Raw genomic sequence first — 23,300 nt, 5'->3', positions numbered from 1 at the left:
GAACGTGTCGTCATGGCGCTCAAAGTCGTGCTCCTTTCGCACAGTCCCGACCCGGAGCGTGCGGTCGCGACCGCGGCTCGCAACTGCTACAGCCCGCGCGACGTCGCGTCGATCGACCGGAATTGGTCGGAAGACGAGATCAAGAAGATGGTCGCGCGCGTTCGAGACGCGGGGCATCTCTCGACCTTCGAGCACACGATGTTCACGTTCGGCGTCAGCGGCGTTTCGCGCGCGCTCACGCACCAGCTCGTCCGTCACCGGCACATGTCGTTCGAACAGAAGAGCCAGCGCTACATCACGGTCAAAGGGCAATTCGAATACATCACGCCGCCCTCGATTGCTGCGCGTCCCGAGATAAAAGCGAAATACGACAAACTCATGGGACAGATCGCCGAATTTTATGCCGACGCGATCGAAGCTGAGACGCCGCCCGAGGATGCGCGTTTTGCGCTCCCAAATGCTGCGGAGACCCAAATCGTCGTCACGGCAAATGCACGCGCGTTGCTTGATTTCTTCACGTTACGCACGTGCAACAACGCGCAGTGGGAGATACGTGAGCTGGCGTTTGCGATGTTGCGTTTGGCGAAGAAGGCTGCGCCCGATCTTTTTATTCGTGCAGGAGCAACGTGCGTTCGCGGCTACTGCAACGAGCCGAACGGCCCGGAGTGCCCGCGCTACATAGCGGTTGCGAATCCCGTCGAGGCCAAGCGAAAGGCAAAAATCGACGAGGGCGGTCCGCGCCGCTCGAGCAAGGAAATCGTCGCCGACCAACAGACCGCCGCGACCGCGGGATAGGCCTACGCCGGGGCCGAACGGCGGCGCATGGCAGTAGCAAAAGGCCGAACATCGACTGCGGATCGCACGTCGACATTGAAGGTCGGGGACGTCGCCCCCGACTTTGAGCTTAAGGCCACCAATAGCGACACACCATGGAAGCTCTCAGATCAACGCGGGAAAAACGTCGTGATCGCGTTCTTTCCGTTTTCATTCACACCGGTTTGAAGCTCGCAGCTCCCGGCATACGAAGCAGCTCAAAGCCGCTTCGCCGCGGAGAATGCCCAAGTTGTGGGCATTTCGTGCGACCCGACACCTTCGCAAAAAGCGTGGGCGGAAACAATCGGTGGACTCTCGTTCCCACTCGTTTCGGATTTCTGGCCGCACGGTGACGTCGCCAAGAAATACGGCGTCCTCCGAGATGCCGGATTTTCCGAACGGGCGCTGTTCATCATCGACAAGCAAGGTGTCATCCGTTACATCGATGTTCACGAGCTTCGCGAACAACCCGACGAAGAAGTGCTCTTCGAGGAGCTTCGTAAACTTCGCTAAGCGTTTTCTGATAGCGTTGTGCGTCGCGATTGCCGCGTGCGGCATCGCGGCGCACGCGCAAGCCGTCCTGAACGCGCCGCTCGAAACGCTCTTCGACGCGCAGCGCCAGCATTTGGCGGAAGCGCTCAACGCGCGTAAGCCGCCCTTGTTTTTCGGTTCCGCTTTCCTCGAGATCGGCGCGCTGCTCTGGATGTGGCGTTCGGGACGTGCCGCCGCCTTACGCGACGCGCTTCGGCGTAATCTGCGCAACGTGCACCTCTTGCGGCTGACGTACGTCTGGTCGCTTGCGATGATCGCGCAGATTGCCGCGCTGCCGGCGGCGATCGTTGCGTACCGGCTCGTCGCCGAGGCAGGGCTGACGCAGCAATCACCGGCCGAGTGGCTTGGCCAATCGCTCTCAGGGGCTGTCGTGAACGCAGCGCTGGCCGCGATCATCTTTTCGTTCATGTTGATGCTCGCGTCGCGCACGCGCTTTTGGTACGTCTTTGGCGCCGTGTTCATGGTTGTATTCGTGCTGGTCGCAGCCTTTGCCGAACCGGTCGTCTTTGCGCCGTGGATCCATCATCAGCAAGCGCTCCCCAGCTCGGCGCTGAGCGCGCAGCTCTACGCGACCGAGCAGCGTCAAGGCGTTCACGTCCCCATCATCGTCGAGGAGAGCGCAACGGGCACGGGCGCTGACGCCGCGCGCGTCGCGGGTCTCGGCTCGACACAGGAGATCGTCATCAGCGATGCCACGCTACAAACCGCAACGCCGGGAGAACTCGAGTATCTCATCGCGCGTTTCAGCGCGCACGTCGCCGCGCACGACAATCTCAAGCTGGATTTGTACGTCTCACTGTGGTTGATCGTAGCCGCGGTCATATCCGTGACGCTTGCCGACCGCGTCGGATTCCGCCGTGACGACGATCCGCTTTCGCGTCTTGCGCTCCTCGGCACGTTTCTGGGGCTTGCGATCCTGCTGCTGCTGCCGGTTCAAGCGGCCTATTCGCGACGTTTGGAAGCGCGCGCCGATCATACCGCGCTCGCGGCGACGGCCGACCCCGCCTCGGCGGTGCGGCTGATGGTGCGGTTCGCGAACGTCGACTTGCTCCAAGTCTGCCCCTCACCGATCATCCGGCGATACTTTCTTTCGTATCCGCCGATCGGGTCACGCATTGCGGCGATCCGTGGAGGAGGCGATCCCTGTCATTAAATAAACGACCTTTTCAATGACGCGGGGAGACGCGGATGCCCTCTCCAACATCGTTGTCGAGGCCGATCCGAATCTGGTGTTTATTGCTGACGCCCGCGGACGTATTGTCCGCGTCAATTCGCGCTGGGCCGACTACACCGGCGTTACGATCGACGAAATAACGGCGGATCGCGGCACCCCGCTCGACATCGTACATCCCGACGATCTGGATCGCACCTGGTCGAAGTGGAAGCGCTCGGTCGAGACCGGCGAGCAGTACGAGATCACATACCGCCTGCGTTCGGCGAGTGACGGCGTTTATCGCTGGTTTCTCGCCCGCGCTCTACCGTACGTCGACAATGGGAACACGATCGGTTGGTACGGCGTCGCGACCGACGTCGACGACCAGATCCGTAATTTGGAAGCCTCGCGTTTTCTTTCAGAATCGGCGACGGCGCTGACGTCGTCGTTCGACCGCCGCCGTATCCTCGAAACCTTCATGCGTGTCGCGAAGAGCCGGTTTGCGGACGGCTGCATCATCACATTGCTGGATGAGACCCGTCAGTTCCAGCGCGTCGGAGTCGCGCACCGCGATCCGGCGATCGAGGCACGTGCGCACGAGAAATCCCGCAGAGTTCCGGTCTTACCGCAGAGCGTTGCGGCGCGCGTCTACAACACGAAGAAATCACTTTTGATCCGAGACCTGCGCGATCCCGAGCACGAGGGGTGGATCAACGCGGAAGGCGTTCACGTTCCCGAAATCTTTGAGCCGACGTACTCGATTCTTGCGGTGCCCCTCTTGATCGCCGATCACGTGCGCGGCACGATCGCATTCGTCTCGTCGCGGCCCGGCTCGCCGTTCGACGAGCGCCATCTCGACGTCGCCGAAGCGGTCGCGCGTCAAGCCGCAACGGCGATCGAGCATTCGTCCATCTTCGCGCGCGAGCGTGCAACCACGGAACGGTTCCGTTATCTCGCGCACGCGACCGATCAACTCTTCGCTCCGGGCGAGCTGCGTACCAATCTCGATACGCTCGTGAAGAGCCTGGTCGGGTATTGGGCCGATTGGTCGATTCTCTACCGGATTGATGACGAGGGCGCGGTGCGCGCGCAATCGGTCTCGTACTGCGATCCGGCGACCTCGTTCGTCGAAGAGCTGCGCGGACAGCGCTTGTTCCACCCGGCCGCGGAACGCCACTTCCTCGAGATCGTCGCCAAGCATCGCTCGCGGCTTCGAACCGACGTCACGGTCGAATCCGTCAAGGACATTCTGCAGCCGTTCTTGCGTCCAATCGTCGAGCAGATGAAAATTCAATCGCTGCTCGTCATTCCACTCTACACGACGGAATTTGACTTCGGTGCGATCGCCGTGTATATGGGACGCCGTAACTACGACGAGTCGGACCGTGAGCTGTTCGAAGAGCTCGGGCGCCGCATCTCGCTTGCGATCGAGCACGATCACAGCGTAGGGCGCGAGCGACGTTTGACGCAAACGTTGCAAGAATTAGCGCTTCCCGCGCAGCTGCCGACGATTCCGGGCCTACTCCTGAGCAGTGCCTATGCAACAGCGACGACAAGCGAAGCGCCGATCGGTGGTGATTGGTACGATGCGTTTGCGCTTCCCAGCGGCCGCATCGTCTTCAGCATCGGTGACGTGACCGGAAGCGGCTTGCAAGCCTCTGCAATCATGGGAAAGCTTCGTCAGGCTATCAATGCGATTGCGCTTTTCGAAGATGACCCCGCGCGCATTCTCGATGCGACCGAGTACGTTGTTTTGCAGCGGTACCCGGACGCAATTGCAACCGCGTTCATCGGCATCTTCGATCCGGAAACGAAAATGCTGCAGTATGCAAACGCAGGACACACGTACCCGTTCGTGCGTTTTTTGAACGGTGGCGTCGAGCAGATCGTCGCGCACGGATTGCCGGTCGGATTGCGCAAGCTGATCGAACCATCTGAATCCTTGACGCGCTCACTCGCAGACGCAGCGCTGTTGGTCCTCTATACGGACGGCATCACCGAAGCCGGCCATGACGTCGAAGAGGGCGAGCGCACGTTACAGGCTGCGGTCGCAAACGACGCCATGTTGTACGCAGGCAGCGCGGCGACGCTGGTCGCGGCGAGCTGTTTGCCCGAGGGTCCGCACGCCGACGATGCGGCCGTTCTGGTTGTGACCTTCCCGCGCGGGACCGCATGGCAGTTCGACGCCGATAACGCAAGATCGGCGCAGCACGCGCGCGGCGAGTTCTATGCGCGGCTGGAGGCAGAAGCAGGGCCGGAAAGCGATCTCGGTGCGGCCGAAATTATTTTCGGAGAGCTGGTTGGAAACGTCGTCCGTCACGCACCCGGCGCAATCGACGTTACGCTGGAATGGGAAGGCTCACGTGCGCTCCTTCACGTGATCGATCGCGGCAAGGGATTCGACTATACGCCGCCGGCGGAGATCGACTTGTTACGCGAAGAGGGACGCGGTTTGTGGCTGATCCATCAATTCGCGGTCTTTACGTCGATCGAATATCTGCCGGGTTACGGAACGCACGTCACGGTCGAGCTTCCGGTGCGCCGCAAAGTTGCGGCTCAGGGCGAAACGATGAAAACGGTTCCGGCGATCTGAGTCCCGAGGTGACGCGCCGTCACCAGCTCGACGATCGCAGCATGCGCGATGCGGCCGTCGATGATCTGCGCGGCTTCGACGCCACCGCGAACGCCCAGCGCTGCCGCGCGAATCGCTGCGGCAAGCGAGGGTGACAAACTTCCAGAATCAGCCAGCGCCAGGGCTTCCGCCGGCGTAAGCTCGTCAACGAGCTTTTGCGTCTCGGCGTCGACGACGCCGCCGTTGGGGTCGAAGAACAGGATGCGTGACGCGTCGGTGGCTTCCGCGATCGCGCGCGCCACATCGTCGACCGGCAGCTGGATATCGTCGCCGCGCAAGCCGATTGCAGTCGGCTCGATAACGGGGACGTAACCCGAGCGCGTCAAGGTCTCGAGCAAGCGTGTCTGCACGGAGCCGATCACCGTACCGGCAGCCGGGATCATCCCTGCGTCGGCGCCGCGCAGTCCGACTGCCGCGTCACCGGTGCGATTCATCACCCCGACGAACGCGCGCGCAAGATCGGCTTCCGGCGCAACGACGATCGGGCGAACGTTCCGCTGTTGAAGAAACGCGATGTCGGACACAAGCGTAGTCCCGCCGAGACTGGTTTCGTCGACGCGGAGTACGATCGTTCGTCCGGTGAAATCTTGCATGTTCGTTTGGAAGTCTTTCCCTACTTAACGTTCGGCAGACTCGGTCGGGTTGCTTTCCTCGCCAGGGAGCCGCCAGCCGTTCGCCACATTTGCCGCCGCCGTCATACCATCGTCGAGCCACATGAGCGCAGCATCAGCGGCGGCACCGACGACCTGGGCCAGCGACTCACGTTCGCGTTGATCGAAGGTGCCAAGCACGCGGTCGATCGCTTCTGCGCCCTCACCATCTCGGCCGATGCCGACGCGCAAACGCGGAATCTCCGTCCCGAAATAGCTGATGATCGACTTCATACCGTTGTGTCCGGCCGAGCTTCCGCTATCGCGGACGCGCAAGCGTCCGAACGGCAAGTCGAGCTCGTCGTAGATCACCAGCATGCGTTCCGCGGTAATGCGGTACCAGCTCGCGACCAGGCGCGTCGGGACACCGCTTTCATTCATATAGGATTGCGGCTCGACCAAAATAAGATCGCGCGCACCAACTTGCACTTGGCGCGCGCGATCTTTGGTTTTCCAGTCGCTCTCTGCGACGCCGAGGCGCCGCGCAATTTCGTCGACGACCATGAAGCCGACGTTGTGACGCGTGTTCGCATATTTCGTCCCCGGATTTCCGAGGCCGACGATTAAGCGAAGATCGCGAGTGGTGGCATCTGCTATGTAGAAGCGACCTCGCCCGCCGGCGCTTCCGCGGGTACCGCGCCTTCGGCGCCTTCAGGAACCGCTGCCGCTGCCGGAGCCGCTTCCTCAGCACGCGGCTGCTCGATCGCAACGATCGTCGTATCGGCCGGCGTGATCAGACGAATGCCCTCGGCAAGCGTCAACTCGCCCGCGCTGATGTTGTCGCCGATCGTCAGCTCCGAAACGTCAACACGAATCTCTTCCGGAATCTTGTCGGCCGGACCGCGCACTTCGATCTCGTGCGTGACGAGATCCATCATGCCGCCCTGATCGCGCACGCCGGCTGGGATGCCGACGGTGACGATCGGGACTTCGGCGGTGATGATGTCGCTGCGCGAGATTCGTTGCAAGTCGATCGACAGGACGCGGCGCGTCACCGGATCGAGCTGCATGTCGCGCACCATCGCAGTGTCTTTCTTGCCGTCCAGCTGGATGTCGATAATGTTCTGACGGCGGCCGCCGTGCAGAAGCTCGCCAAGTTCGCGACCTTCAATCGAGACCGCGAGCGGCTTCTCGCCGTGACCGTAGATGACGCCGGGAATGCGACCCTCGTGGCGCACTTTGCGTGAGCCGATCGTGCCGGATTTCTCGCGAAGCTCCAGCTTCAGCGTTGGACTAGTCTTTGCCATGATCTCTTTCTTAGCGTCCCGCGACGACCGGCTCTGACGGGGTGACGACTCCGTCCATCGGTGCGTGACCGTCAAAAGGGCCTTGCTGGCCCTCTTCGTCACCGAAGAGCTCGGAGACCGAGCGATTAGCGGTGATTCGCTTGATCGCATCGGCCAGGATCTGCGCGATCGAGAGGACCTCGATTTTGCCGGACGGCTCGCGCGGGATCGTATTCGTCACGACAACCTTCTTGATCGGGGACGCCTCGAGCTGTGCGATGGCGTCGCCGGCGAAGATGCCGTGCGTCGCCAGCGTATACACGTCGGTCGCTCCCATTTCCTTGAGCTTCTCGGCTGCCTTGACCAGTGTACCGCCAGTCGAGATCATGTCGTCGACCACAACCGCCACGCGTCCGGCGACCTCGCCGACCACGTGCGAGACCTCCGAGATGTCGGGCTCGGGGCGCCGCTTCATGATAACGGCGATATTCGAGCGCAATCGCTTGGCAAAGTTCTCAGCCCGAGCAACCCCGCCCGCATCCGGCGAGACGACGACGATCGACTCGCCTTGCAGGTCGTTGCGCTTGAGATAGTTCGAGAGATCCGGCGCGGCGACCAAATTGTCAACCGGCAGATCGAAGAAGCCTTGAATTTGCGCGGCGTGCAGATCGAGCGTCACGACACGCGCTGCGCCGGCCGCCGCGATCATGTTGGCGACCAGCTTCGCGGAAATCGGCTCGCGGCCGCGCGTCTTCTTATCTTGCTTTGCGTAGCCGTAATACGGAATAACGGCCGTAATGCGCTGCGCCGATGCGCGGCGAAGCGCATCGATCATCAACAGCAGCTCCATGAGCGCATCGTTGACGCTACCGCCCTGGGGAACGCTCGCGCTCTTGTGTATCTCGCACAGCGATTGAATAACGAAGACTTCTGCGCCGCGGACGTTCTCGCGAATCTCGACGCGGCACTCATCGTTGCGGAAACGGCCAACCATCGCGCTGCCGACTCTAGTCTGCATGCGTTCGGCTATCTTGGCGGCCAGTTTGGGATTCGAATTTCCGCTGAATAAAAGCGGCTGTTGGATCAACGAGGCTCCTCGGGCAGGGCTAGTTGGTGCTTCCCAGGCGCCGGGGCGGGTTCCCGCCCAAAACCACTGTATGCCGGGACGTGTTCTTTAGCGATGCGATGCCTAAACCGGAGCGATTCCAGCTCGTAACCCCGTATGAACTCGCCGGTGACCAACCCCGAGCGACTGCGGCCCTCGCCGAAGGTGTGCTCCGAGGGGACCGCGCGCAGACGCTGCTAGGGGTCACAGGCTCAGGAAAGACGCTGGCGATGGCGCGGATCGTCGAAATCGTGCAGAAGCCGACCCTCGTCCTCTGCCACAACAAGACGCTCGCGGCCCAGCTGTGTGCCGAATTCCGCGAGTTCTTCCCGCACAACGCGGTCGAGTATTTCGTCTCGTACTTCGACTATTACCAGCCTGAGGCGTACGTCCCGCATACCGACACCTATATCGAAAAAGACAGCTCGATCAACGACGAGATCGAGCGCCTGCGCCATTCCGCGACTCAGTCGATTCTGACGCGCAAGGATGTGCTCGTCGTCGCCTCTGTTTCGTGCATCTACGGCCTCGGCTCGCCGGCCGATTACGTCGAGCTTTCACAAAAAGTGGCCATCGGGCAGAACATCGACCGTGATGCGCTCTTGCGGCGCCTGGTCGACATGCAATATCGCCGCAACGACATCAACTTGCTGCGCGGCACGTTCCGCGTGCGTGGCGATACGCTCGAGTTCGTCGGCGTCGATGAGGAGCTCGTTCACCGCATCGAATTTTTCGGCGATCAGATCGAAGCGATCAACGTCGTAAACATGCTGACCGGCGAATACGTCGAGAGCAAGAACGAGATGATGATCTTTCCTGCCAAGCACTTCATCACGCCGGAAGAGAAATTGAAACGCGCGATTGCCGCAATTGAAATCGAGCTCGACGAGCGCCTGAAGGCTTTCAAAGACGCCGGGAAGCTGCTCGAAGTCCAGCGTCTCGAGATGCGCACCCGCTACGACCTGGAGATGCTGCGCGAGGTCGGCTATTGCAACGGCGTCGAGAACTATTCGCGCCACCTAGCCGGACGTGAAGCCGGCTCGACGCCCTGGTGTCTGCTCGATTTCTTTCCAAAAGATTGGATGCTCTTCGTCGACGAGTCGCACGTCACGCTGCCGCAAGTTCACGGCATGTACGGGGGCGATCACTCGCGCAAGACAATTCTCGTCGAACACGGTTTCCGGCTGCCGAGCGCCCTCGACAATCGTCCGCTCACCTACGACGAGTTCGAAAAGCACATCAATCGGATCGTTTACGTCTCGGCGACGCCCGGCACATACGAGGTCAGCAAGTCGTCGCGGGTCGCCGAGATGATCATCCGGCCGACCGGCCTGGTCGATCCCGAAGTCGACGTGCGGCCGACGCGCCATCAGATCGACGATCTCATGGAAGAGATCCGGCTGCGTGTTGCCAAGAACGAGCGCGTTTTGGTCACGACGCTGACCAAGAAGATGGCCGAGGACCTCACCGACTATCTTCTCGAGAACGGCTTGCGCGTGCGCTATCTGCACAGCGAGATCGAGACACTCGAACGCATCGCGATCTTGCGCGATCTGCGCAACGGCGTGTTCGACGTGCTCGTCGGCATCAATCTCCTGCGCGAAGGGCTGGATTTGCCCGAAGTTTCGCTGGTCGGAATCCTCGATGCCGACAAAGAGGGCTATTTACGCAGCGGAACGTCGTTGATTCAAACGATCGGCCGCGCTTCGCGCAACGTCGAGGGCAAAGTCATCATGTACGCGGACGTCATCACCGATTCGATGTCGCGCGCGATCGAAGAGACGAAGCGGCGGCGCGAGCGGCAGCTGGCGCACAATGCCGAGCACGGCATCGAGCCGAAGTCGATTCGCAAGGCCGTGCGCGACATTCTCGATCTCGTCGGCACGCCGATCGAAACGGCGGGCGATGTCGTCGCAGCGGAGAAGCTCCCCCGCGAAGTCGTCGCCGCGATGGCGAACGAGATCGAGCGCAAGATGCGCGAAGCTGCCGCAAATCTCGAATTCGAGAAGGCAGCCGCACTGCGCGACGAGCTGATTAGCTTGCGGCGCCGGATCGGCGGCAACGAAAGCGTGTTGTTCCAAGGCAAAGCCCCGAAGATATTCGCGCACGCGCTCAAAGAACTCGTCGGTTCCTGATGCAGAAGACGGTCGTCCCGGACGTTTGGACGTGGAAACGCTGGCAGCCCGATCGCTCGATGGATTTCAACTCGTGGTTTTGCAAGGGTGACGTGAACATCGCAATCGATCCGCTCGAACCGGATGCGGACGATTTGCGGCAGATCGAAGAGATGGGCGGCGTCGATTGGGTCGTTGTTACCAACCGCGACCACGAACGTTCAACGAAACTGTTCGTCGAGCGCTTCGAAGCAAAAGTCGCCGCCGGCGACGGTGATGCGGACCAATTGAGCCTCGGTGTTACGCAGCGGCTCGGTGACGACGAGATGTTCCACGGTTGGCGCGTGATCGGCCTTGAGGGCTTCAAATCGCCGGGCGAGATCGCGTTGTATTCGAGCACGCGGCGTACCGTGATTCTCGGCGATTCCCTCTTGGGCGATCCGGCCGGTTCGTTGCGTTTCATGCCGGACGCCAAGCTCGAGGATTCGAAGCGCGCCGTGCTCTCAATGCGCAGAGTGCGCGGTGTGAGGGGTCTCGACCATCTTCTCGTTGGCGACGGCGCGCCGGTCTACAGCAACGCGCGCGCAGTACTTGGCCGCTGCATCGATGCGCGCGGCGTTGCGGACGTGCTGCGCATCAACCTCGAGGACGTCCCTCTGCGGGAGGACGCCGGTCCCGGGAACTACACGGTGCTCGAAGGTGAGATCGGATATTTGCTCGGCGCCGAGCGGCTCGGGTATCGCGTCGCTCAGCTCGAGCCCGGCGCGTCGTTCTGTCCGACGCACTGGCACACGGCCGAGGAAGAGCTGTTCATCGTCTGGTCGGGCGAACCGACGCTGCTTACGCCGCGAGGCGATGTGCGGCTCCGCAAAGGTGATTGTATTGCCTTTCCGTGTGGCGAAATCGGTGCGCACAAGCTGCGCAACGACGGATCGACGCTGGCGACGATTTTGATGATCTCGAATGTCGACACCGCCGACGTGTGTTTCTATCCGGACTCCAAGAAGCTGCTGGTCGAGCGGGCCGATTTAATCGTCCGCAGCGAGCCCGCCCTGGACTATTTTGACGGCGAATAGTGCTATACTGGGAACCGTCAGGGAGGATTGGGAGGATTAGGATGTCTGGGATTAGCCAGGTTAACAGCAACTATGGCTCGAGCGACACGCAATCGGCTTCGAGCGCATCGGCACAGCAAGCTGCTCAAGACCAACAGGCCGAAGAGCAGCAGCAAGCCCAAGCGGCAGAGGCCTCGGCGCAAGCCGCGGCAACGACGGTCTTCACGTCGACCGTTCCTGCGGGAGTGAACTCCACCGCCTAAACCACACGCACTGCGTCTCGCCGAATCCGCGCGGCGTGACGGAGTTTGCGAACTTCGCGGTTTGCTGCCGTCATCTGCGCAGCCAGTCGGGCTCCGGTACCAAACGCGTACCGGAGCCTTGCTGCGCGTTGACGGCGTGATCGTGGGCGCATTCGATCGTGAACACGACACGATCGCGGTCGCCGCGTCGAGCAACGAACGAACGGTGACGCTCGACGTCGAGCTGGCATCGCTTCCGACGAATGGACTGCCGAGCGGTCCCGGCGCGCGCTGGACGCTGATGCAGCGCCGCAAAGCTGAGCGGCCGCGGGATCGCATCGAGATTGTTGATCCCCCCGTTGTCATCCCGAGCGTAGCGCCGGAGGATCTTCCGCTGATCGCGCACGCACATCTTGATCTGGCCTGGTTGTGGACGTTCGCGGAAGGCAGACGAAAAGCGCTCCGCACGTTCGCTAATGCCTTATATCTCGTGGAGCGCTATCCTGATTACGTCTTCGTACAAAGCCAGCCGGCGCTCTACGGCTACGTCGAGCACGACGAACCGGAATTCTTTGCGCGCATCAGCGAGGCGGTGCGCAATGGACAAATCGATCCGAGCGTCGCCGCGCCCTGGGTTGAGACCGATTGCAACATTCCGAGCGGCGAGACGCTCTTGCGTCAACTCGTCCACGGGATGAACTACGTGCACGAACGCTTTGGAATAGTACCGAGCGTGGCGTGGCTGCCCGACACATTCGGATTTCCGAATACGTTGCCGCAGTTGCTCGCGCACGCGGGCGTGCGGTTTTTCGCCACCGCGAAGCTGCAATGGAACGAGACGACGCCGTGGCCGCATCCGCAGTTCGTGTGGATGGGACCGGATCGTTCCGGCGTCGTCGGCGCAGTCATAGATGGTTACGAAGGCGGCGCGTCGCCGCAGCGCGTGGCGAAAGCGCGCGAACGTCACGAAGCGCTCGTCGTCGGATACGGCGACGGCGGCGGCGGACCGAACGACGCAATCGTACAGGAAGCCGGACGGCACGGGCGCTGGACGACCGCCCGCGCGTGGCTTGAAACTGTCGCCGCACACGCCGATCAGTTGCCGCGCGTCGAGGGTGAGCTCTATCTCGAGACGCATCGCGGTGTTTGGACGACGCATCACGACGTCAAAGCGCACCGCTTTTCACTCGAAGCCGCGCTCGACGAAGCAGAAGAGCTGACGGCATGGTGCGTTGCGGTCCGCGCCTCCTCGAACCTTACGTCGCCCTTGTCGGCAGATTTGCGCAATGCATGGCCGCCGCTCTTGCGCGGCGACTTTCACGACGTCGTGTGCGGGACATCGATCGGGCCGGTCTACGGTGAGCTCGAGCAAGACTACGGGCGCGTCGGGCGCGTCTGCGCGCGCGTACGGGAAGCAGCCTATTCGCTCTTGCCGCGTGCGCACATCAATGCGGTGAGCGCAGAGCTTGCCCCTCGCGAGGACGACGATGCGTACGTGTTCGAGAACGCTCATGTGTACGCGCGCGTTCGCCGCGACGGCACGATCGTCGCCCTCCACCGGCCGGGTGAACCCAATCTCGTGACCGGCGCCAACGTCTTGCGCGCGTACATCGACCGTCCCAAAGAGTGGGAGGCGTGGAATATCGACGCGTCCTATGTGAAGCGGCCAGTGCGCGTCCGCCCGGAAGGAAGCGACATCGAGGACGGCGCGCTCGTTATTCGCTATCGCGTTCGCGGTTCGACGGTCGTGATTCGGTTATCGATGGGCGCGAACGAACCGTATCTGCGCGCTGATGCCGCCGTGCTCTGGGATGAAGTGCGCACCCTCTTGCGCGTCGAGAATTGGTTGGCAATCGAAGCCCAACACGTAACCTTCGGGACTCCGCACGGCACGCTCGATCGTACGACGTCGATGCAAACCGATTCGGAGAAGGCAAAGTTCGAAGTCGCAGGCCAACGGTTTGCGCGCGTCGATGGGCCGCACGGCAGTTTTGCGCTACTCACAACCGACAACTACGGCTGGAACGGTCGCGGTCTCGGTCGCGGCGGGACGCACGTGGGTCTCTCACTGTTGCGCAGTCCGCTCTGGCCGGATCCGAACGCCGATCGCGGCGAGCACCGGCTTTCGTGGGCGATGGCGCCGCTCGCGGCCGGGTTCGGAATCGGCGCACTCGAGAACGCATGGCGCGAGTACGCGTATCCGCCGCGCGTCCGGCTCTTCACGTGCGAGGATCCGGCCGTGCTCGTCGTCGCCTGCAAACCGGCCGACGATGATGGCGGCATCATCGTTCGCGTGCGTGAATGCGACGGCGCCACGCGCCGGATGCGTCTTCGCTTTGGCGGACGGCCGCGAAGCGTCGAAAGCTGCGATGCTCGTGAGCGCGCACTCGAGCGCGAAGTCGCCATTGACGACGGCGCAATCGTCGCCGGATTGGAACCGTACGAGCTTCGCACGTTTCGAATACGATTGTGATCCGTGACCTTGGAGCCGTCGTCTTCGATCTCGACGACACCCTGCACAACGACACGCATGCGTATCAGTCTGCGGCCTGCGACGTCGCCGAAGAGCTCGGCGCAGCGCATAAGGTTTCGGCGCAGGCGATCTTCGACTCGTACATCGAGCACACGTCGCGCTATTGGCGCGCCCTTAGCGCCGAGCACCTCAACACGCCAATTGCCGATTCACGCTACGAGCTTTGGTCCGCCGCGTTGCGTTCGGTCGGCATCGACGACGATGCGACGACAAAGGCTGCTGCGCGCCGCTACGGCGAGCGGCGGCGCTCGTACTACACACCGTTTCCCGGAACGCTGGAGCTGCTCGATGCGCTGCGCAACCGCGGATTGAAACTGGGTTTGATCACGAACGGCTTTGCGGAGACACACTACGAGAAGCTCGAGCTGCTCGGACTCGCAGCCTCGTTCGATGCGGTGATTTGCGCCGATGAAGTCGGCATGGTGAAGCCCGATCCGAAAATCTTTTTACATGCGTGCGAGCTGCTGGGTACGCCGCCGTCGCGGGCCGTAATGGTTGGCGATCGTTACTTCCGCGACATCGTCGGCGCGCGCGACGCGGGCTTGTTCACGGTTTACATCGACGTGCATGCGGAACCGGTTCCACCGAACGAAGCGCCGGACGTACGCGTCAAGGGGATTCAAGAGGTCCTCGCCGTCCTGCTACCGTAGGCCGTTCGCTCGAAAGGGGCACCGATGCAGTCTCCTCCGCCGAACGTGGAGAGCACGTTCAGCCGTTCCTGGGATTTGCTGACGAAGAACGGCATCATCATCGTCCCCGGAATCGTCATTGGAATCGTTCTCGGGATCATCGATTATTTTTTGATTCCGCACAGCGAGTACGTGGCCGCCTACAATGTGTCATGGTGGTCGGGGGCCTCCGCCGGACTGTTGCTCGTCCTCGTGAACGTCGCCGGCTTCATCTTGTCGCAGTGCTACATGACCGGGATGGCGGGCGCAGCGTGGCAGCGCGGAAGCACAGTGCTCCGCGATGGAACCCAAGCCTTCGAGCGCGACGCATCCAACACGTTGATCGCTCTCGTCGGATTGGTGATTGCGTTCGTCATCGCAGGGATTCTCGCGTTTCCGACCCTCGGCATCTCTGTGCTGCTCTACTTCTATTTCTTCTTGTATACGTTTCCGGCCGCGATCATCGGCGAACGTCCCGGCTTTGCCGCGATGGGCGACTCATTTCGGATCGCCGCGCGGCGTGTGGCGCCAACGTTGATCGTGACGGTCATGATCGCCGTGATTCTGTTCGTTTGCCACTTCGTCGCGGCGCTGCTCAGCTTTGTGCCGCTCATCGGCCCGATCGTCGCGGCAATCGTCGTCCAGCTCGTCTTGGCGTACGTGACGCTCGTCGTCGTCGGCGAGTATCTCGCGCTACGCGATTCCTTAGTGAAGCCCCCCACAGCAGTCTAACTCCTTGTCATGCCGAGCGTAGGTGCGCGGAGCGCGTCGTAGTCGAGGGACAGCGAGTGTCGCACCATTTGCCGATCCGTTCGCGAATGGCGTCGCGTACGTCGCGCACTTGCTCCAGAATCTGCTCCGGCGATCCGGTAAACGTTGACGGATCGGGGAAGCTCCAATGTTCGCGTTGCTCGTAGCTGGGAACGATGGGGCAACTTTCGGAACTCGCCTCATCGCACACAGTGACGACGTAGTCATACCGGCGTTCCAGAACATTAAAATCGTCGATGCCTTTGGTCGCGTTCTTCGAGATGTCGATTCCGCTCTCACGCATCGCATCGACCACGATAGGATTCAAACTTCCGGGCTCTAGTCCGGCGCTGTAGGCTGTGATCGATCCGGCGCAGAGGCTATTTGCGAACGCCTCGGCCATTTGGCTGCGCGCGCTGTTGTGAACGCAGACGAAAAGAACCGATTTCATCGGCAAGCTCCATTTGACGAAGGCGAGACTAAACGCCGCTCCGATTGCCTGTGCGACCAGAAATGCCGGAACGTCCGGAGGGCGAATCCCGGCGAATGTATCCGACAGCGAACGTGCCACGGTGACGGCCGGGTTCGCAAACGACGTCGATGACGTGAACCAATACGCAGCCGTAATGTAGCTTCCCACCGTTAGAGGAATCCACGCGCTTCGAGCCCGAGACGACAGCGAAATCAGCGTCAATAGTCCGAACGTTGCGACGGCCTCGGCTAGGCATGTTTCGGGCGACGAGCGCGCGCGCTCCGAGAATGTGATCGGCTTGCCGAACATGACATCGGCGAGAGCGACCCCACAGATGCCGCCGGCCAGTTGCGCGAAACAGTATGGCAGGACGTCGCGCCATGCGCGTTCACGGTTGAATGCTTCATTCAGCGTAACGAGCGGGTTGAAGTGCGCGCCTGTAAAGGGTTGCAGCGTCGCGATCAGTGCGACGAGCGCGCCACCGGTTGCGATGGCATTGCAAAGCAGCGACAGACTAGCATCGTTCGTCAGTCGCTGCGCCATTATTCCGGAGCCGACGATCACGGCAAGAAGAATCGCGGTTCCCACGCCTTCCAGCGTGGCGCGACGTGTTAGGTCGAGCAACAGCTCGTTGCCTCGTCCGCTTCCTCGAGCACGACGTACGTCTCCCAGCGGCGTCCGTCGGGATCGCGCGTCCAAACTTTGTTTTGCTTTGCGTAGCAGCATGTTTCTTCGACTTCGATGTCGATCGAAAGTCCGGCGCGTTGCAATCGCGCGACTGCCGCATCGACTGCATCGGTTGACGTTGTTGCGATTCCGTAGTGCGTGTCGCTAGCGCTCGCGACGGTTTTCGCGCGGTTGAGCGCGAGCTCGAGACCCGGCTCCTCGGCGATGAAGAGCGCATAGTCGTCGAAGCGTTTCGCCGGAGCAATGTCAAGCAGAGTCATGTAGAAGGCGACACTTCGCTCGAGATCGGCGGTGTGTAGCGAGATGTGCGTTTTCATGCGATAGCCTTTTCGGAAAGCGTGGCGCGCAGCGCCGATTGGACGCGATCGAGCGCACCGTCGGTAAGGCGGTAGTACATCCAGGTGCCGCGCCGCTGCGTGGTCACGAGCCCGGCTTCGCGCAGCAAGCGGAGATGGTGCGAGACGGTCGGCTGGTTTAAGGGAAGTCCCGCGGTGAAGTCGCAAACGCAGACGTGTTCAGAGGCTTGGGCGAGGGTCGCAAGGATCGTCAGACGGTGCGGGTCGGCGAGTGCTTTGAACAGAGCGGCCTCTCCGGACCGGTCGGCGGGGTCGACTTTGACCGGCCCGCAGCAACGTTGCATCGACATATTTCAATATTGAGGATTGCATCGAATTTTGTCAATACAAAAACCCGCAACGAACAGCAGTTCGATTTGGTCTAGATTGCCGTGAAGCCCCAGCCGGCAACGACGGGCCTTGATTCGATTGTCATCAAGGGCGCCCGCGAGCATAACCTCAAGAATGTCGACCTCGTCCTGCCGCGCAACCGGCTAACCGTAATCACGGGACTTTCAGGCAGCGGCAAATCGTCGCTCGCGTTCGATACGATCTACGCCGAAGGCCAGCGGCGTTACGTCGAGTCGCTCTCGTCGTACGCGCGGCAGTTTCTCGGGCAAATGGAAAAGCCCGACGTCGATTACATCGAGGGACTTTCACCGGCGATCTCGATCGACCAGAAATCGACCTCGCGCAATCCGCGTTCGACGGTTGGTACGGTCACCGAGATCTACGATTATTTGCGCCTGCTTTTTGCGCGCATCGGGAAACCGCACTGTTACAACTGCGGGCGCGAAGTGAGCGCCCAAAGCGCCGAGCAGATCATCGACAAAATCATGGAGTTTGCGGAAGGAACGCGCCTGCAAATTCTTGCGCCGGTCATTCGCGGACGCAAAGGTGAGTATTCGAAGCTGTTCGAGGAGATCTCGAAAGAGGGCTTCGCGCGCGTGCGCGTCGACGGCGAGATCAAAGAGCTGCGCGAGAAGATCGACCTTGATAAGAAGCGCAAGCACACGATCGAAGTGATCGTCGATCGTCTTGTGATGAAGCCGGAGATTCGCTCGCGTCTGGCAGACTCGATCGAGACGACACTCAAGCTTTCCAGCGGCATCGTTACGGTTTTGTACGATGCCAAGACACAGGGCAGCGGCAACGTGCCGCAAGAGATGACCTTTAGCGAAAGCTTCGCGTGCGTTTATTGTGGGCTCTCGTTCGGTGAGCTCGAGCCGCGGCTGTTTTCGTTCAATTCGCCGTTCGGCGCGTGTCCCGGTTGCAGCGGGCTGGGCGTGAAGATCGAGATCGATCCTTGGAAAGTGATCCCGGATCGTTCGAAGTCGATCGCGCAAGGTGCGATCGTGCCGTGGAGCAAGTCGCTCGGAACCGGCAAGTATCCCTCGATGAATCCGTACTACACGCAGCAGGTCGAGCGCGTTTTACGCAGCCGCCGCGTCAAGATCACGACACCGGTTGATCAATGGCCGGCCGATCTGTTGGAGACCGTCTTGTACGGCGGCGACAAGAAGCAGAAGTTCGAATATGAGTCACGCAGTGGTCATACGTGGGCGTACGAAACGACGTTCGAAGGCGTGATCAACAATCTGCAGCGCCGCTACAACGAGACCAGCAGCGACTATGTGAAGGAAGACATCGAGAAATTCATGTCGGCCAACACGTGCAAGGTCTGCAACGGCGCGCGTCTGAAGCCCGAGGCTCTTGCCGTAACAATCGGTGGCCAGAACATCACCGAGATCACGAAGACCTCGGTCGAGCGTTCCGAGCAGTTCTTCCAAGCACTGCAGCTCAACGAGCGTGAGACGCTCATTGCGCACCAGATTCTCAAGGAAATTCGTGCCCGGCTGGGATTCCTGACCAATGTCGGTCTGGGTTATTTGAATCTCGCGCGCTCGGCTACGACGCTATCCGGCGGTGAATCGCAGCGCATTCGGCTGGCAACGCAGATCGGTTCGTCGCTTGTCGGCGTGTTGTATATCCTGGACGAGCCGTCCATCGGATTGCATCAGCGCGACAACGCGCGTCTGTTGGCGACGCTAAAAACCTTGCGCGATCTGGGCAACACGCTAATCGTCATCGAGCACGATGAGGAGACGATGCGCGAAGCCGACGTCGTCGTCGACATGGGACCGGGCGCGGGCGCCGAGGGCGGCAACGTCGTCGCGATCGGGACGCTCGATGAGATCATTCAGGATCCCAAGTCGCTCACCGGCGCGTATCTTTCCGGACGTCAATTTATCGCCATCCCCAAACATCGGCGCACGCCGCGCGCGTTTTTGTCGATCAAAAAAGCGACAGCCAACAATATTCATGGACTCGACGTGGAAGTGCCGATCGGTGCGTTCACGTGCGTGACGGGCGTGAGCGGGAGCGGGAAGTCGACGCTGGTCAACGAGGTGCTGGTCAAAGCGCTCAATCAGCATTTGCATCATCAACCTGCGGGCGGGACGTACGGCTCGGTCAAGGGCGCGGAAGCGCTCGACAAGATGGTCGTGATCGATCAATCACCGATCGGGCGCACGCCGCGCTCGAACCCGGCGACGTATACGGGCGTCTTCGATTTGATTCGGGATTTATACGCACAGCTGCCGGATTCGAAAATGCGCGGCTATTCACCGGGCCGCTTCTCGTTCAACGTGAAGGGCGGACGCTGCGAAGGCTGTCAGGGAGACGGCATCATCAAGATCGAGATGCACTTTCTGCCGGACGTCTATGTACCGTGCGAAGTGTGCAAGGGCAAGCGCTACAACGCGCAGACGCTCGAGGTCAAATACAAAGGCAAGTCGATCTCCGACGTTCTTCAGATGCGTGTCGACGAGGCGGTCGAGCTGTTCGCGGCCATTCCGCGCATTCAAAATAAGCTCAAGACGATCTGTGATGTCGGCCTCGGCTACATCGCGATGGGGCAACCGGCGACGCAACTCTCGGGCGGTGAGGCGCAGCGCATCAAGCTCGCGACCGAGCTTTCGAAGCGCGCGACCGGCCGTACGTTCTATGTTCTCGACGAGCCGACTACGGGACTGCACTTCGCGGACATCCACAAACTGCTCGAAGTCTTGCAACGTCTGGTCAAGCTCGGGAATAGCGTGCTGGTGATCGAGCACAATCTCGACGTCATCAAGACGGCAGACTATTTGATCGATCTCGGTCCCGAAGGCGGCGATCGCGGCGGCCACCTTGTCGCCGTTGGGACGCCGGAAGAGGTTGCCGAGAACGACGCGTCGTTTACGGGTGTGTACCTGCGTCCGGTTTTGGCGGATGCACGCGCAACGGGGCGCTTGCACTCGGATCCAGAACGGATCGCTGAAATGGAAGGCCGCAATATCGCGGCACTCGAGGAGCTGCACGCGAATGGAAGACGCGTCCCAATCGAAGCCTAAGCCGTTCGTCAGTGACTTCTCGATGCTCATGGTGCTGGTTCGCGACCTCACCGCATCGCGTGATTTCTATCGCAACGTCATGGGTTTGCGCGTGCTCAACGATCAAGTTCCAAACTGGGTCGATTTCGAATTGAGCGAAGGAAAGCGCCTCGGACTCCATCCCGAAGGTGCAGGTCGCAAGGTGACGCCGGGGACGCTGCAGCTCGGATTCGCCGTCCCGAACGTCGACAAGTTCATCACGGATGCACGCGCGATGGGTGCACGAATCTTGCAAGATCCGTACGACGCGCCGTTCGGCCGAATTGCAATTCTTTCTGATCCCGATGGCTACGCGATCCAAGTCTTCACTCCACGAGGCTGAGACTCGCGCGCACGGGCTGCGCGCGCAGATCAACGAGGCCAATCATCGGTATTACGTTCTCGACGTTGCAGAGATAAGCGACGCCGAGTACGACAAGCTTCTCCGCGAGCTGCTTACGCTCGAGGAAGAGCATCCCGAGCTTGTCACCGAGGATTCGCCGACGCAACGCGTCGGCGCAGCGCCGGCGGAGGCTTTCGAACCCTACGTGCACACGCGGCCGATGCTCAGCCTCGCCAACGCGTTCGATGGCGACGAGCTGCGGGCGTTCGACGCACGGGCACGCAAGCTCGCGGGAGCGGAGTTTTCGTATAGCTGCGAGCTGAAGATCGACGGCCTCGCGATGGTGGCGCGCTATCGCGACGCGACATTCGATCGTGGCGCGACCCGTGGCGACGGAATGGTTGGTGAAGACGTCACGCCGAACGTGCGAGCGATCCGCTCGCTTCCGCTGACGCTTCGTAAGGAAGCGAAACCGCCGCATCTCATCGAGGTCCGCGGCGAAACGTTCTTGCGCCGCAGCGATTTTGCGAAACTGAACGAGGAACGAACGAAGCACGGGCTTACGCCCTTCGCGAATCCGCGCAACGCAGCCTCAGGCGGCGTGCGGCAGCTCGATCCGAAAGAGACCGCGAAGCGCAAGCTCTCATTCGTCGCTTATGCGGTCGGCGTCGTCCAAGGCACACTCCCGGTGCGCGGCCAGTTCGAGCTGGTCAAATATCTCGCCGCGCTCGGATTGCCGACAGACAAGCACACCAAGCAGTGCGCGACGATCGACGACGTCATCGTCTTTTGCGAGCACTGGGAGAATACGCGTGACTCTCTCGACTACGAGATCGATGGTGTCGTCGTCAAGATCGACGACCTGGCGCTGCAGGAGAAGCTTGGCGTTGCCGGCCGCGATCCGCGCTGGGCAATAGCCTTCAAGTTTCGCGCGGCTGAAGCGCAGACGAAGTTGCTGGGCATCGAGGTCAACGTCGGACGCACGGGTTCGATCAATCCGTACGCGGTGCTCGAACCGGTGCCGATCGGCGGCGTCGTCGTGAGTCGCGCAACGCTCTCGAATCAAGACGTGATCGACCGCAAAGACATCCGCATCGGCGACATCGTAATCGTACGGCGTGCCGGCGACGTTATTCCGGAGATCGTCGGTCCCGTTCCCGGAACACGAAAGGGCAATCCGCGCCGTTACAAACTGCCGGCGACGTGCCCCGAATGTGGTTCCCCGGTCGAGCGCCTCGAAGGCGAGGCGGTGGCGTACTGCACGAATGCGGCGTGTCCCGCGCAGCTTCGCGAACGCGTCCGGCATTGGTGTTCGCGCGGCGCGATGGACGTCGAACGCATCGGCGACATCTTAGCCGCGCAGCTCGTCGATCTCAAGCTGGTGCACGACGTTGGCGAGATCTATGCGCTCGATGAGCGAAGTCTCGGCAAAGTCCCGCGCATGGGCGAAAAATCGATTACCAACGTTCTCGAGCAGATCGAAGCCTCGAAGACGCGCGGGCTCGCGCGCGTCCTCGTCGGTCTCTCGATTCGTTACGTCGGTTTGCAAAATGCAAATGCACTTGCCGGCGCGTTCGGTTCGGTCGACGCTATCGAACGTGCGAGCGTCGAAGAATTAGAGGAAGTCGAAGGCGTCGGCGAGCGAATCGCCGAGAGCGTGCACTTTTTCTTCGGGCAGAAAATCAATCGCGGCATCGTCAAGCGATTGGACGATGCGGGCGTCGATCTGACCGCGCCGAAACGACCGCGCGCAGCGGCGGGCAAACTTGCGGGCAAGACGTTCGTGCTGACTGGCACGCTGCCGTCGATGACGCGCGAAGAAGCAACGGAGCTGATCACTGCCGCCGGCGGCAAAGTCAGCGGGTCAGTTTCAAAGAAGACGGATTACGTCGTCGCGGGCTCCGAAGCCGGCAGCAAGCTCGCGAAAGCCGAACAACTCGGCGTAACGATCCTCGACGAAGCCGGTTTGCGCGAACTCTTGTCGCGCTAAGGGTTGACGCGCGCGAAAAACGGAGCAAGATCGATATGCAATCCGGGAAGCGCTACGTGCTCGAACGTTTCGTCTTTCGCATACACGCGAGAGCCCGCGGCATCGATTGTTGTGAGCGTCTCACGCTTCGGGTCGACGTCAAGAACGACGCGCGAACCCAGTGTGAGATAGAGATTCATCTTACGTTCGCGCTCGCCTGGCCGATCGTCGGATGAACGAACTTCAATGGCTGCGTACGGCGAGCGTCTCGGATAGCGCTTCTCCGTCTCACCCATGTCCTGCATTTGCGACTCAGAGTAGTACGAAACATCCGGAAGCAACGTAACGGCATCTACAACAAATCGCAGCTCGACGCCCGTGTCGCCGCCTACGCGATCGGCATATTCACTGAAGATGCGAGACAGTGTGGATTGCGCGCGTGAATGTGGCCACTCCGGGCTCACCAGCTTTTCCTGGCCACGGCCGTCGATAATCTCAATGTATGGCTTCTCGGCGTCGAGAAGGCCCAGTACGCGGTCTTCCAAATGCATCTCACATCCTTCTATCACGACGGACGGCGCCACCACAAGC

The 23,300-nt window shown here is 61.2% G+C and carries 21 protein-coding genes; 13 read left to right on the top strand and 8 right to left on the bottom strand.

The features are described 5' to 3' along the window. The first annotated feature begins 12 nt into the window (after nt 1-12). The 4 genes from thyX to VGG22_07215 are packed head-to-tail and all read left to right on the top strand — an operon-like array spanning nt 13 to nt 5,111. Nucleotides 13-795 (top strand): FAD-dependent thymidylate synthase, encoded by a 783-nt coding sequence (gene thyX, locus VGG22_07230; protein ID HEY1728145.1) that lies wholly within the window; start codon nt 13-15, stop codon nt 793-795. A 27-nt stretch (nt 796-822) separates the two neighbouring features. After that, nucleotides 823-1,326, top strand: coding sequence for a peroxiredoxin (locus tag VGG22_07225; protein HEY1728144.1), 504 nt, complete (start codon nt 823-825; stop codon nt 1,324-1,326). A gap of 16 nt (nt 1,327-1,342) precedes the next feature. Beyond that, nucleotides 1,343-2,518 (top strand): M48 family metalloprotease, encoded by a 1,176-nt coding sequence (locus VGG22_07220; protein ID HEY1728143.1) that lies wholly within the window; start codon nt 1,343-1,345, stop codon nt 2,516-2,518. A gap of 16 nt (nt 2,519-2,534) precedes the next feature. Continuing rightward, entirely contained in the window at nt 2,535-5,111 is a 2,577-nt protein-coding gene (locus VGG22_07215) for a SpoIIE family protein phosphatase (protein HEY1728142.1), read from the top strand. Here VGG22_07215 and VGG22_07210 read toward each other — a convergent pair. Genes VGG22_07210 through VGG22_07195 form a run of 4 tightly spaced genes read right to left on the bottom strand, consistent with a single transcriptional unit; the run spans nt 5,075 to nt 8,113 of the window. Continuing rightward, nucleotides 5,075-5,743: a hypothetical protein gene (locus tag VGG22_07210; protein ID HEY1728141.1), complete on the bottom strand. Its 669-nt coding sequence runs from the start codon at nt 5,741-5,743 to the stop codon at nt 5,075-5,077. The genes VGG22_07215 and VGG22_07210 overlap by 37 nt on opposite strands. Before the next feature lie 24 nt (nt 5,744-5,767). After that, on the bottom strand, nt 5,768-6,364 hold the full coding sequence (gene pth / locus VGG22_07205) for an aminoacyl-tRNA hydrolase (protein HEY1728140.1): 597 nt from the start codon (nt 6,362-6,364) through the stop codon (nt 5,768-5,770). A gap of 29 nt (nt 6,365-6,393) precedes the next feature. Beyond that, on the bottom strand, nt 6,394-7,047 hold the full coding sequence (locus VGG22_07200) for a 50S ribosomal protein L25 (protein ID HEY1728139.1): 654 nt from the start codon (nt 7,045-7,047) through the stop codon (nt 6,394-6,396). A gap of 10 nt (nt 7,048-7,057) precedes the next feature. Further along, complete coding sequence (locus tag VGG22_07195) at nt 7,058-8,113, bottom strand: ribose-phosphate pyrophosphokinase (GenBank protein HEY1728138.1); 1,056 nt, start codon at nt 8,111-8,113, stop codon at nt 7,058-7,060. Between the two features lie 98 nt (nt 8,114-8,211). Between VGG22_07195 and uvrB the strand changes: the two genes are divergently transcribed. The 6 genes from uvrB to VGG22_07165 all read left to right on the top strand — a co-directional run bounded on the left by uvrB (nt 8,212) and on the right by VGG22_07165 (nt 15,475). Then, nucleotides 8,212-10,266, top strand: a complete 2,055-nt coding sequence (gene uvrB, locus VGG22_07190) for an excinuclease ABC subunit UvrB (protein ID HEY1728137.1) — start codon at nt 8,212-8,214, stop codon at nt 10,264-10,266. Further along, nucleotides 10,266-11,321: a cupin domain-containing protein gene (locus VGG22_07185; protein ID HEY1728136.1), complete on the top strand. Its 1,056-nt coding sequence runs from the start codon at nt 10,266-10,268 to the stop codon at nt 11,319-11,321. Before uvrB ends, VGG22_07185 begins: the two co-directional genes overlap by 1 nt. A 41-nt stretch (nt 11,322-11,362) precedes the next feature. Continuing rightward, nucleotides 11,363-11,563, top strand: coding sequence for a hypothetical protein (locus tag VGG22_07180; protein ID HEY1728135.1), 201 nt, complete (start codon nt 11,363-11,365; stop codon nt 11,561-11,563). 61 nt (nt 11,564-11,624) lie between these two features. After that, nucleotides 11,625-14,015 carry a glycoside hydrolase family 38 C-terminal domain-containing protein gene (locus VGG22_07175; protein HEY1728134.1) on the top strand — a complete coding sequence of 797 codons (2,391 nt, stop codon included), beginning with the start codon at nt 11,625-11,627 and terminating at the stop codon, nt 14,013-14,015. Beyond that, a complete protein-coding gene (locus VGG22_07170) occupies nt 14,012-14,725 on the top strand; it encodes an HAD family hydrolase (protein HEY1728133.1) in 714 nt (237 codons plus the stop codon). Before VGG22_07175 ends, VGG22_07170 begins: the two co-directional genes overlap by 4 nt. A gap of 24 nt (nt 14,726-14,749) precedes the next feature. Next, nucleotides 14,750-15,475 carry a hypothetical protein gene (locus tag VGG22_07165; GenBank protein ID HEY1728132.1) on the top strand — a complete coding sequence of 242 codons (726 nt, stop codon included), beginning with the start codon at nt 14,750-14,752 and terminating at the stop codon, nt 15,473-15,475. Nucleotides 15,476-15,482: 7 nt separating this feature from the next. On the opposite strand, the gene VGG22_07160 is transcribed toward VGG22_07165, so the two are convergent. From VGG22_07160 to VGG22_07150, 3 genes are read right to left on the bottom strand one after another with little or no spacing between them, the layout of a single operon-like run. Beyond that, complete coding sequence (locus VGG22_07160; protein ID HEY1728131.1) at nt 15,483-16,589, bottom strand: aquaporin; 1,107 nt, start codon at nt 16,587-16,589, stop codon at nt 15,483-15,485. Then, on the bottom strand, nt 16,577-16,969 hold the full coding sequence (locus VGG22_07155) for an ArsI/CadI family heavy metal resistance metalloenzyme (protein ID HEY1728130.1): 393 nt from the start codon (nt 16,967-16,969) through the stop codon (nt 16,577-16,579). Before VGG22_07155 ends, VGG22_07160 begins: the two co-directional genes overlap by 13 nt. Then, nucleotides 16,966-17,292 carry a metalloregulator ArsR/SmtB family transcription factor gene (locus VGG22_07150; protein HEY1728129.1) on the bottom strand — a complete coding sequence of 109 codons (327 nt, stop codon included), beginning with the start codon at nt 17,290-17,292 and terminating at the stop codon, nt 16,966-16,968. Before VGG22_07150 ends, VGG22_07155 begins: the two co-directional genes overlap by 4 nt. An 87-nt stretch (nt 17,293-17,379) precedes the next feature. Between VGG22_07150 and uvrA the strand changes: the two genes are divergently transcribed. The 3 genes from uvrA to ligA are packed head-to-tail and all read left to right on the top strand — an operon-like array spanning nt 17,380 to nt 22,730. Continuing rightward, nucleotides 17,380-20,379, top strand: a complete 3,000-nt coding sequence (gene uvrA, locus VGG22_07145; protein ID HEY1728128.1) for an excinuclease ABC subunit UvrA — start codon at nt 17,380-17,382, stop codon at nt 20,377-20,379. Next, nucleotides 20,351-20,740 (top strand): VOC family protein, encoded by a 390-nt coding sequence (locus VGG22_07140; protein ID HEY1728127.1) that lies wholly within the window; start codon nt 20,351-20,353, stop codon nt 20,738-20,740. Before uvrA ends, VGG22_07140 begins: the two co-directional genes overlap by 29 nt. After that, complete coding sequence (gene ligA, locus VGG22_07135) at nt 20,703-22,730, top strand: NAD-dependent DNA ligase LigA (protein ID HEY1728126.1); 2,028 nt, start codon at nt 20,703-20,705, stop codon at nt 22,728-22,730. The genes VGG22_07140 and ligA overlap by 38 nt, the downstream gene beginning before the upstream one ends. Here ligA and VGG22_07130 read toward each other — a convergent pair. Then, nucleotides 22,727-23,293: a Uma2 family endonuclease gene (locus tag VGG22_07130; protein HEY1728125.1), complete on the bottom strand. Its 567-nt coding sequence runs from the start codon at nt 23,291-23,293 to the stop codon at nt 22,727-22,729. The two genes, ligA and VGG22_07130, sit on opposite strands and share 4 nt — an antisense overlap. Nucleotides 23,294-23,300: the final 7 nt, after the last annotated feature.

Source organism: Candidatus Baltobacteraceae bacterium (assembly GCA_036489885.1).
GTDB lineage: Bacteria > Vulcanimicrobiota > Vulcanimicrobiia > Vulcanimicrobiales > Vulcanimicrobiaceae > JAFAMS01.
The sequence above is the reverse complement of the archived record's forward strand: the minus strand, read 5'-3'. Positions and strand labels throughout refer to the sequence as shown.

What these genes read in the sequence shown, in the direction of transcription:
- thyX (HEY1728145.1), top strand. Translation starts at nt 13, where the DNA reads ATGGCGCTCAAAGTCGTGCTCCTTTCGCACAGTCCCGACCCGGAGCGT.
- VGG22_07215 (HEY1728142.1), top strand. Translation starts at nt 2,535, where the DNA reads ATGACGCGGGGAGACGCGGATGCCCTCTCCAACATCGTTGTCGAGGCC.
- VGG22_07210 (HEY1728141.1), bottom strand. Translation starts at nt 5,743, where the DNA reads ATGCAAGATTTCACCGGACGAACGATCGTACTCCGCGTCGACGAAACC.
- VGG22_07200 (HEY1728139.1), bottom strand. Translation starts at nt 7,047, where the DNA reads ATGGCAAAGACTAGTCCAACGCTGAAGCTGGAGCTTCGCGAGAAATCC.
- uvrB (HEY1728137.1), top strand. Translation starts at nt 8,212, where the DNA reads ATGCCTAAACCGGAGCGATTCCAGCTCGTAACCCCGTATGAACTCGCC.
- VGG22_07185 (HEY1728136.1), top strand. Translation starts at nt 10,266, where the DNA reads ATGCAGAAGACGGTCGTCCCGGACGTTTGGACGTGGAAACGCTGGCAG.
- VGG22_07180 (HEY1728135.1), top strand. Translation starts at nt 11,363, where the DNA reads ATGTCTGGGATTAGCCAGGTTAACAGCAACTATGGCTCGAGCGACACG.
- VGG22_07165 (HEY1728132.1), top strand. Translation starts at nt 14,750, where the DNA reads ATGCAGTCTCCTCCGCCGAACGTGGAGAGCACGTTCAGCCGTTCCTGG.
- VGG22_07155 (HEY1728130.1), bottom strand. Translation starts at nt 16,969, where the DNA reads ATGAAAACGCACATCTCGCTACACACCGCCGATCTCGAGCGAAGTGTC.
- VGG22_07150 (HEY1728129.1), bottom strand. Translation starts at nt 17,292, where the DNA reads ATGCAACGTTGCTGCGGGCCGGTCAAAGTCGACCCCGCCGACCGGTCC.
- VGG22_07140 (HEY1728127.1), top strand. Translation starts at nt 20,351, where the DNA reads ATGGAAGACGCGTCCCAATCGAAGCCTAAGCCGTTCGTCAGTGACTTC.
- ligA (HEY1728126.1), top strand. Translation starts at nt 20,703, where the DNA reads ATGGCTACGCGATCCAAGTCTTCACTCCACGAGGCTGAGACTCGCGCG.